This is a genomic window from uncultured Paraglaciecola sp. (genome assembly GCF_913058035.1).
Classification (GTDB): Bacteria; Pseudomonadota; Gammaproteobacteria; order Enterobacterales; family Alteromonadaceae; genus Paraglaciecola.
In genome coordinates this window covers 1-9609 of record NZ_CAJXPA010000163.1, presented here as the reverse complement: position 1 = coordinate 9609, position 9609 = coordinate 1, and the positions used below count along the sequence as shown (strand labels likewise).

Genomic DNA, 9609 nt, shown 5'->3' with positions numbered 1-9609 from the left:
AACAATATATGAACAATACTCAGGTAGCAGAACAGGTATTATGCCATGTTAAAAACGCTACAACTGATCAGGGAGACAAGGTCTGGCGTGAACCCGTTGAGAATTATTGTTCAGAAAAACGTTTTCAAAATGAACTGTCTATTTTAAAGCAGTCTCTCATAGCAATATGCCCCTGTGCTTCATTAGCTAAAAGAGGAGATTTTATTACTCAAAATGTAGCAGGTGTTCCTCTAATTGTGGTCCGTGGTCAAGATAATAAAATTCGAGCTTTCATCAATGCCTGCCGACATCGTGGCACGCAGTTGGTCTCCGAATCGGGTTGCAAAAAAGCCTTTGTTTGTCCTTATCACGGCTGGGTTTATCGATTGGATGGCAAATTACAAGCTATACCCCATGAGCAAGGATTTCCGGGTTTTGACAAATCCGAGCATGGTCTTGTTGAAGTTAACGTCTTTGAGCAGTGTGGGCTAATTTTTGTCAAGCAAGATGCAACAGCACAGACTGCGAATCCATTAGAGGAATTACCCACTTTTCTTCAGCCCAGCCAAATTATTATCAATAAGAATGAAGCAACGGTTTCAGCCAACTGGAAAATTTATCTCGAAAGTTTTTTGGAAGGTTATCATATTAAATTTGCACATCCTGATACCTTCTATCCGTTTGGTTACGATAACCTCAACATTATCGAATTCTGTGGTCCACATGCTAGGGTCACGTTTCCGTTTAGAAGAATCGAAAGCCTTATCGACGTTGAACCATCTGAACGAGACGTATCTGGAAGATTAACTTACGTTTATCATATTTTTCCAAATGTTATTGTCACCGTGTTATCACATCATACAAACGTGATCATTCTCGAGCCTGTCGATTTGCGCACCACTAGAACAACGATATATCAACTAACCAACCCAACTAAAGATGGCGATCAACAAGGTGCGTTAGAAGCCGCTAAACGGGATTTGAGCTTTGTTACTGAAACAGGTGCAATGGAAGATATAGCATTGGTCAGGTCAATACAAAAAAGTATCGAATCTGGCGCGAATGATGCTTTTACTTTTGGTCATTTTGAACCGGCGATCGTTCATTTTCATCAACAATTGAGCAAACTCATAGGGTGAACATAACAACAGTCTTTACGATGTTGTCCTTGGTCTAAACCTATTGCTAAACCTAGCGCTAGACCTGAGACCCAAATGCATTTTCACTCAAAATTTTCTGGGTACACTTCACGAGCAGGTTTGTTTTCATATTGTTCTAACAGACGACTGAATAATGCTTCATTTAAAATGCCGTCCAGAGAAGTCACCACATCCGCCAGATTCTTATCATGTGTGCGACAGCAGTCTTGATAGTGAGTAATTAATTCAGTCAAGGTTGTGCTATGTCTTTTTATTAATAATTGATCCGCGATGATAAAAAAATAAGCCCCTCCCCAATAGGCCGCTGGGTATTGCTGATTGTCCATCAATCTTGTGGCAATGGATGCAGCCGTTAAGTCGCTATTGAACCACCGTAAGTGTGGAGAAATTTTGGTGTGGTAATTGTCGACTAACTTCCCTTTTAATAATCCAGCTTGCGCCATAATTTGATATTGCATAAAACTAGCAAAACCTTCAGAAAACCATCTATATTCATCACCTAAATAAGGTAAGGCCATATGTGCGAGTTCATGGTAAATGGTCCAGTCGTCGACAAATTTTGTGAGACCAAAACGAACGTCTACGTGCAAATGTACGCTGCCTTTTCCATCACGCCTTGTATAAGCCCATGGCACAGGTTGATTAGACTCTCTTGGGTAAAGATGTAACGCCAATGGCGTAGGGTAAACGCCTAAGGTGTCGCGTGTTGCATTAACTCCCTGAGTGAGCCAGTCTTTTAGCATCTTTGCCTGTTCGTTCTCAAAGGCAGATAATCCATGTACTTTAAACTGGTCTTGCGTCACAGACATCGCGTGAAAACAATGCATCATTAACACGCAACAAAAAGCCAGTTTAACAAAAGCCAGTTTAACAAAAGTGAGTTTGACAAGTCTGAGCTTGACAAGAATGAGTCTGGCAAGAGTCGGTTTGATGCTGATGGTTAACAATGAGTACTTCATTACGCAGCTATAGGCGCAAAGAGTGATGAAAAAAATCAGTCGCCATTCTATACATTTGTATGGCTAACGCTGCGTCATATCTGTCACCTTCATCACGCATAAAAGCATGTTGCGCGACCACCTCATGATAGCTGAAATTGCATTCATTTTGGCTGAGTGTTTGGTGAATAATTGCCCGACCTTGTGCGGGAACATGCGGGTCTTGTTTGCCAAATACCAACACGACAGGGCAGCTAATATCGCCACTTCTGGTTAAAGAATCATTGCCTTGATCGCAAGGTAAAGTATTTGAGTGTATGTCTGTAGGGTATAAACAAAAGGCGCCAGATATTTGCCCGTTCAAGGCTGCTCTGAAAGCAAGGTGACCACCAATACATACACCCATTACACCTATTTTACCCGTGCAATAAGGTTGCTGCTGCACAAAATCAACCATAGCTTGGGTATCTGAATCGTGATGCTCGAGTGGCTTAGTGAATTTGTCTGCGTTCCCTTTATCTTTTCCAGCGTCGTCATAGGCTAGCACCGTGCCGAGTGGATTGAGTTCATGAAAAATCTCAGGGACCAACACCACAAAACCATGACTGGCTAATATTTGAGCACTACGAGTAATAGGGCTCGTCTGCTGAAATATCTCTGAGTAAAAAATAATAGTAGGAAATGTTCCTTTCTCAGATGGTCTAAAAACTGATGTACGCATCAAACCCGTTGTCGTTTGTATATCCTTAACGTGATGCTGAATAATCATGTTTTTCCTTTTAAGTTTCAAAATTCAGGCAGTTGTTATAAAGGCCTGATTTAGCAAAGTTTACTGGTCAGTGTTCGCTTAAGTGATTTAGGCCAACAAGAACAACTATGCTATAAAATTAGCTATAAAAATATACCTACCGATCATACATATTGCTCATAGATATTGATCACACCTATTGCTCATAGATATTGATCACACCTAATGATCACATCTAATGATCACACTTACCAAGCATCGATTAAATTGCCCACACATACTGCTCATCGATTGACTGAGGATAAAGTGAGTTCTCAGCTTGTTTATTGGCTATTTTTTGATATAGATGATCATGTCTAATCGACTAGGCCCTATTTGCTCAAAACCGTAGACGGATCTTTCACATTCAAGACAGCATCAAAATTTAAAATCACAAAATCAAATAATCACAAAATCACAAAATCACATACGCAAGACTATGATTGATTTGGTATTCGCTTTATCACTTGTCAATACTCTTATCAAAACACCTGTATTGGGCACATCCAAAAATTTAAATAATAGTAGCAACCTGTTGTGTCAAAAAAAATAAGTCGAGATGAACACAAACAGTGTAGGCCCGAGTACTTCAATATTACTTGTTGGTCTTAGTAAACGCATTGATAGAAAGGTGTTATGAATAATTTAATACCTGAATGACCTAGAACCAAACTTAAATCAAAGCTTAAATTAAAACTTAAATCAAAGCTTAAATTTTACCTAAATTAAAACCTAGATTTTACTGCGTTGCATTCTTTCATAATAAAAAAGACGATGGAGCAAAATATCTAGATTGAGGCTATTGCTGTTGACAAATAAGTAACCGTTCTTAGGGTCTGAGGTAGCGTGTAAATACATTTTCAAAAAGAAAAAGTGATTAAAAACAATGGTATAAAAGTGATTAGCCTAAGTATGAAAATAACATTTTGAAGTGCTCTAGTTCTTTTACTTCTACATTAGGTTTTCTTAGTGGCTTTAATCGCGATAAAAACTGGTAGATTGTGCTCAGGATTTATTTATATGATTAATAGGGAACAGTATGTTTGAAGTAAGTGAATATTTTGATGGTAAAGTTAAGTCTATTGGGTTTAAAACGGATACGTTGCCTGCCACAGTAGGTGTTATGGCCGCGGGTGACTACGAGTTTGGTACCAGCGAATTTGAAACTATGACCGTGGTCAGTGGCTCATTAACCGTGCAATTACCCGACAGTGAGCAATGGGAAACCTTTGGTCCAAGTCAACAATTTACTATTGAAGCTAACCAAAAATTTAAAGTTCAAGTCAAAAGCGACACGGTCTACTTGTGTACTTATGGCAAGTAGCTAAAAAGTTATGAATAAAACAGTCAAAAAGTTAGACAATAATGTGGTGAAAGCACTGACGATTGTTTGCGAAACGGCTAAACAAAACATAATTGGCTTTGAGTGGTTAACTCACTCTGCCAATTATGCCAATTTCCCAGGCAGCTTGGTGATCACTTGTGTACTTGACGAGTCAAAGTCGGTAGATGTTATGTTGCTTAATGAACAAGATATTGAACTGCGTAAGCAAATTCAAAAGCAACTTTTAAAAGCAGGTATTTTACTCAAAGATGCTAGACGTCATGTGTTTTTTGATTCGGAACAAGCTTGCTTGTTGGAACATAACGGTGATTGGACACGCAGGTTAGCGGTTAATTAAGTCCTTGTATTCGATTGTATTGTCTTATTTGTCGAACAAACCATCAATCACACGCTAAAAAGCTAAACTGTGGTAAAGCTTTTAGTCGCCAAAATTTAAGTTTCGCGATACATAATGTTCTTCTGTAGACCAAAACCACTGAACGACACATTAATTGATTTAAGCTCATCTAATAAAAAAACGTCATAAAAAACCTCATAAAAAAACATATGCCTAAATATACTCACCCATTTTAAACCGACATGCTTGGTATTTATTTTCCAAGCTCAAAGATCAACGCCTGAACTTTTTTATCACTGGCCGAGCTGATATGTAATGCTGATTGTTTATCTACTTTCGCACCATCACCTGGTTTTAAAAGTTTGCCATCAAGCTCAATTTCACCAGCAATTAAATGCACATAAACGTCATGACCTTCTTCAATCGTAAATAATTGATGTTGATTAGGCTGCATAAAAAGTTGAAACAATGTGGCGTTTTGTTTGATGTGTAAACTGTCGCCATCCCCATTGGGAGAAATCACTTTAGTCAGTCCCCATTGCTGGCCAAAATCTTTTTGCTGGTAACTTGGTTTACCGGAAAGTACGTTAGGTTTTATCCATATTTGTAAAAATTTTAATGATTGGGTATCACTGGCATTGTATTCACTATGGGTAATACCACTGCCTGCTGACATCAATTGAAATTCGCCCGCGGGAAGTATTCGTGAGTTGCCTTGACTATCTTTATGTTCAATATCACCTTCGAGAACGTAACTTATAATTTCCATATCTCGATGACCGTGCGCATCGAAGCCATGGCCCGCTTTCACCGTATCATCGTTAATAACAAGCAAGTGAGAAAACCCCATACGATCTGGGTTGTAATAGTTAGCAAACGAAAAAGTATGATTGCTTTGTAACCAACCATGGTTTGCTTGGCCTCTTGATCCTGATTTAATAATATTGATCATGGTTTTACTCCTGTTGATGAAAGAATAACGATTGCTTCAGTTGATATTAATTAACCTGGGTTAAATTACCTGAATAGCTGATGTTATTGATCCGTATTACTTCAAAATAATTAAATATTAATTTAATGATTAATGACGTCTAATTGACTGAATTAACAACGATTAGCCACTTTTTTTATTATAATGCTATCGTTGAAAGGAAAAAATAGAAATTATTTAAAATGTTAATTCAAATAATTCGATGTAATATTTAAAACAGCCACACCCAACGTAAAAAGAAAGTCAGCTTAATGAAAAATGCCATCACTTTAGACGCGTTACGCGCAATAGAAGCCATACATCAACAAGGCAGTTTTGCTGGCGCGGCCAAAGTCTTATTCAAAGTGCCATCTGCATTAACATATACCATCGCTAAGCTTGAAAGCGATTTAAACGTTGCCTTATTTGATAGATCAAAAAAACGTGCGGTTTTGACGTCTGCTGGCCAATTAATAGTAGAGCAAGGCCAACAACTATTGGTTGCCACTTCAGCTCTAGAAAACGCAGTTCAGCAGTTAGAAACGGGCTGGGAAACACAATTAAGTATCACGCTTGATACACTGGTACCGTTGCCAATAATTTTTTCACTTATCAGTGAATTTGATCAACTCAACAAAATGACAGAAATTTCGATAAATGAAGAAGTGTTGAGTGGCTCTTGGGAGTCTCTACTGTCTAATCACGCACAAATCGTCGTTGGGGCAACAGGTGAATTACCCAAAGGAAATATTAACGTAGTTGAAATAGCAAAAGTTGAATTTTGCTTTGCGGTAGCAGCAAACCACCCGTTGGCTGAAAAAACACAGATTATCACTGGCGACGATATAAAAAAGTTTGCATCTATCGTTGTTACTGATTCAGCCACATCATATATCAGACGAACGACCGGATTATTAGACACCCGACGAGTGATACGGGTAAGTAATATGTCTGCAAAAATTAATGCTCAAAGCATGGGGTTAGGGATTGGTTTTTTGCCAAAACATATGATTATTGATGAATTAAGACAGGGCACCTTAGTGATAAAAGAAATTGAGGTACCACGCCAGCCTGAGTTTATTTATATGGCTTGGCATAAGGATATGTCTGGTCAGGCACTAAATTGGTTTATCAAAAAATTACAGGCTGTCAATTGGTCAGAGGTATTTGCGACCCGATAAAACCAGTAAAAATAAAACCAGTAAAAAATAAAACAAATAAAACAAATAAAACAAATAAAAATAAAAGCCATAAATCTTACGACTGTCTATTTTTACGCGTCGCCCAATGACGCTGCGTGTAAACGCTGGCAGATATAGCCCTTCATCCTTGAAGCTATCTGTATGTTGGTTGCATATAATTTGCTTTAATCGCCTTGTTCAACTTAATCACCTTAATCAATAACCGACGTCGCACCCAGTGAACAAAGCTTATGCCGCCCCATGCAATTGCTGACGCCATGCAACGCCTATGATCTTGGTTAGTGTTAGAGATAATGTTAGAGATAGTGTCAAAGATGATGTCAAAGATAGTGTCAAAGGTAGTTTTAAAAATAGCGTTAAAGGTAACGTTAAAATTTGTCACGCAAATGAGCAATGCTCCAGTCTTACTGATGACCTGCAGGCACAATGCCATAAGTGTTAATCGTTAAGTGACGCGCATAATAATGACGTTTGATATGTGACATATTAACGGTGTCGCTAATACTCGGTAACTGATACAGCTCTAGCATCTAATGGTAAATATTAGAAAACTCTTTAAGGGTCATCAAAAATACAATTGACTGGGTCCCAAAAGCGTACATGGCTGTGCGGCATTAACGTGTCAAAACCCATACTTGATACAGTGCGTTTTTAATATGGACTTTGGACCTAAAGTGGTTGTAAGCGATTTGAATAGGTCAGGAATATCGTTTATTGTGCTCACATACTACATTTGTAAAATTTTGGGATGACAATTTGGAAAAGAACCAAGCGTTGCCGCGAACGGTAGGCTTTTGGGGAACGGCGCTGATCCCTGTGAACGGTATGATCGGATCAGGTATATTTGCATTGCCCGCAATCATGGTAGCGTCAGTGGGCAATTTTGCCCCTTGGATGATGTTGTGTGGCGCGCTGCTGATTTTGCCGTTGACGCTGGTTTTCGCGATCCTTTCCACCCGATTTGATCGACATGGCGGCCCAGTTTTATATGCCAGTGCAGCTTTTGGTCGGTTCTTCGGGTTCCAAGCGGGTTGGGCGCGTTATGCTTCTGGCGTGGTGGCTGTGGCGGCAAACACGCAAGTGATGATCGCTTACCTTTCGGTATTATTTCCAGTTCTTGAAGACCCCACGTTAAAAGCGGGTGCGGTGATCGCCTTTATTGTGTTTTCGACGTTGATAAGTCTTGTTGGGATGCGCGCCTCTGTTGGAACGCTTGGCTTTATGACGGTGGTGAAAATCACTCCGCTGATCTTACTCGTCATTGTCGGCCTTGCAACGCGCGACCCCGCCGTAGGTTTAAGTTTGCCACAATTTAGTGGCTTGGAAAGTGTGGTATTACTGACATTTTATGCCTATATGGCGTTCGAGAACACAACCTTTGCTGCAGGCGAATTGCGCAATCCCAAACGCAACGTGCCACTGGCACTGATCACCACGTTGGCCGCGGTTACTTTGCTGTATATGCTGGTGATCTGGGCCTACCTTGCCATCGCGCCACAAGTCGTCGGAAACGAAAGTGCACTCGCCGCCGCCGCGGGCAATGTAATGGGACATGCAGGTGTGATTGCAATCTCGCTGGCCGCCGCATTTTCAATTAGCGCTAACACGCTGTCTGGCGGTATCGTTATCCCGCGCATGACCTATGCAATGGCTGAACAAGGCACATTGCCAGACATGTTTTCCCATGTATCTAAACGCTTTCAGACACCCGATGTCTCCATCTTATTTTATGGAGCGGCGGCCATTTTGTTCAGCTTATGGGCGGGCTTTGCTGCGTTAGCTGTGGCAAGCACGCTGTCGCGTTTGGTGATGTATCTGTTGTCTTCTTTGGCGCTGCCCGTTTTGGATCATAGGAACAGTGCAAAGGCACCATGGTGGCATTTGCTCATTGCTGCGATCGCAACAATATCCACGCTATGGGTAGCAAGCCAAGCGAGTACCGCGGCATATCAGATGCTGGGTTTGATCTCGGTAGTGGGCACAGGGCTTTATTTCATTGCCGCCAAAGGTACTGCAAATAAGCCCGATTGAAGCGACACAAAACTGATCAAAGAGCGCTACGGCTAGTAAGCCATGCCGTGGTAAAACTGAGTGTTAATGGTGGCAATGCTGTCAATGCTGTCAATGCTTTAAATGGTGACAATGCTGTGAAATATGACAATGCTGTGAAGTATGACAATACTGTAAAGAGTGTAAAGTGAGTAAAATGCTGTGAAGTGCGTGAAATGCGTGAAGTGTGGTTATGTGAGCATAGTGATGGTGTGAGCAGGTCCCAGCCGCTTTCACTCATGACTAGCAATTAATCACCCACTGCACCGCAAATATAAAACAATCCATCCATCCTCTTTATTTAACCCTTTCTCAACATAATTCAGATCAATGAACCGCATGCCATTGATTTTTTGCCGCTGCGCATTAGGGTGTTGGTTTGCTTTAATTAGGTACTGCACCATTTTATTTGACTCATTTTAATATGGGCAAGCTGCTCATTTCAGATTAGCCATCACGTTGGTCTTTTCAATACACCCCAGATTAAGCTAAGCCGGACTTTATTGTTTGCATTTTGTTTGTTTTAGGGTAAATTAATTCCATATTGAGTAAATGTTTACACGCCAAATATACAGTTAAGGAAACGCAAGATGTTAGCTAATGGCCTATAAGCCACGTAACCAACCTCATCGCGGCGAACCAAAAAAAACTCCTTATCATATATCTCTGCGGATACACCGAGCGCTAAGCTGGTTGCACCGCGCCAAGACGTGTGAAAGTGACCTTGACGGTCGATTTATCTTTTTGTGATTCCCCTTTAACGCCCCCCACTTGCGAGAAAAAGGGCAAGGAAATGGGCAAGAAAGATGGCAAGAAAGAGTGCAAGAAAGAGGGTATGGAAG

Annotated in this window: 8 protein-coding genes; 5 read left to right on the top strand and 3 right to left on the bottom strand. The window is 40.5% G+C overall.

Annotation, left to right across the window (positions count from 1 at the left end; all coding sequences use genetic code 11):
• A partial coding sequence (locus QZ562_RS16900) for an SRPBCC family protein (protein ID WP_293762737.1) occupies nt 1-1118 on the top strand: 1118 nt, incomplete at its 5' end.
• A gap of 83 nt (nt 1119-1201) precedes the next feature.
• Here the strand turns inward: QZ562_RS16900 and QZ562_RS16895 are convergent.
• On the bottom strand, nt 1202-2098 hold the full coding sequence (locus QZ562_RS16895) for a hypothetical protein (protein ID WP_293762735.1): 897 nt from the start codon (nt 2096-2098) through the stop codon (nt 1202-1204).
• Nucleotides 2099-2105: 7 nt separating this feature from the next.
• Nucleotides 2106-2846 (bottom strand): dienelactone hydrolase family protein, encoded by a 741-nt coding sequence (locus QZ562_RS16890; protein WP_293762733.1) that lies wholly within the window; start codon nt 2844-2846, stop codon nt 2106-2108.
• A gap of 1057 nt (nt 2847-3903) precedes the next feature.
• On the opposite strand from QZ562_RS16890, the gene QZ562_RS16885 reads away from it, so the two are divergent.
• Nucleotides 3904-4188, top strand: coding sequence for a pyrimidine/purine nucleoside phosphorylase (locus QZ562_RS16885; RefSeq protein WP_293762731.1), 285 nt, complete (start codon nt 3904-3906; stop codon nt 4186-4188).
• A 10-nt stretch (nt 4189-4198) separates the two neighbouring features.
• Nucleotides 4199-4546 carry a Fis family transcriptional regulator gene (locus QZ562_RS16880; RefSeq protein WP_293762729.1) on the top strand — a complete coding sequence of 116 codons (348 nt, stop codon included), beginning with the start codon at nt 4199-4201 and terminating at the stop codon, nt 4544-4546.
• 253 nt (nt 4547-4799) lie between these two features.
• On the opposite strand, the gene QZ562_RS16875 is transcribed toward QZ562_RS16880, so the two are convergent.
• Nucleotides 4800-5498: a pirin family protein gene (locus QZ562_RS16875; RefSeq protein ID WP_293762726.1), complete on the bottom strand. Its 699-nt coding sequence runs from the start codon at nt 5496-5498 to the stop codon at nt 4800-4802.
• A gap of 290 nt (nt 5499-5788) precedes the next feature.
• On the opposite strand from QZ562_RS16875, the gene QZ562_RS16870 reads away from it, so the two are divergent.
• Nucleotides 5789-6697, top strand: a complete 909-nt coding sequence (locus tag QZ562_RS16870; RefSeq protein ID WP_293762723.1) for a LysR family transcriptional regulator — start codon at nt 5789-5791, stop codon at nt 6695-6697.
• Between the two features lie 777 nt (nt 6698-7474).
• Nucleotides 7475-8749 (top strand): APC family permease, encoded by a 1275-nt coding sequence (locus QZ562_RS16865; protein WP_293762720.1) that lies wholly within the window; start codon nt 7475-7477, stop codon nt 8747-8749.
• Nucleotides 8750-9609 lie beyond the last annotated feature (860 nt).

Coding starts and splice junctions, on each gene's coding strand:
- QZ562_RS16870 (WP_293762723.1), top strand. CDS start 5,789: ATGAAAAATGCCATCACTTTAGACGCGTTACGCGCAATAGAAGCCATA.
- QZ562_RS16895 (WP_293762735.1), bottom strand. CDS start 2,098: ATGAAGTACTCATTGTTAACCATCAGCATCAAACCGACTCTTGCCAGA.
- QZ562_RS16875 (WP_293762726.1), bottom strand. CDS start 5,498: ATGATCAATATTATTAAATCAGGATCAAGAGGCCAAGCAAACCATGGT.
- QZ562_RS16890 (WP_293762733.1), bottom strand. CDS start 2,846: ATGATTATTCAGCATCACGTTAAGGATATACAAACGACAACGGGTTTG.
- QZ562_RS16880 (WP_293762729.1), top strand. CDS start 4,199: ATGAATAAAACAGTCAAAAAGTTAGACAATAATGTGGTGAAAGCACTG.
- QZ562_RS16885 (WP_293762731.1), top strand. CDS start 3,904: ATGTTTGAAGTAAGTGAATATTTTGATGGTAAAGTTAAGTCTATTGGG.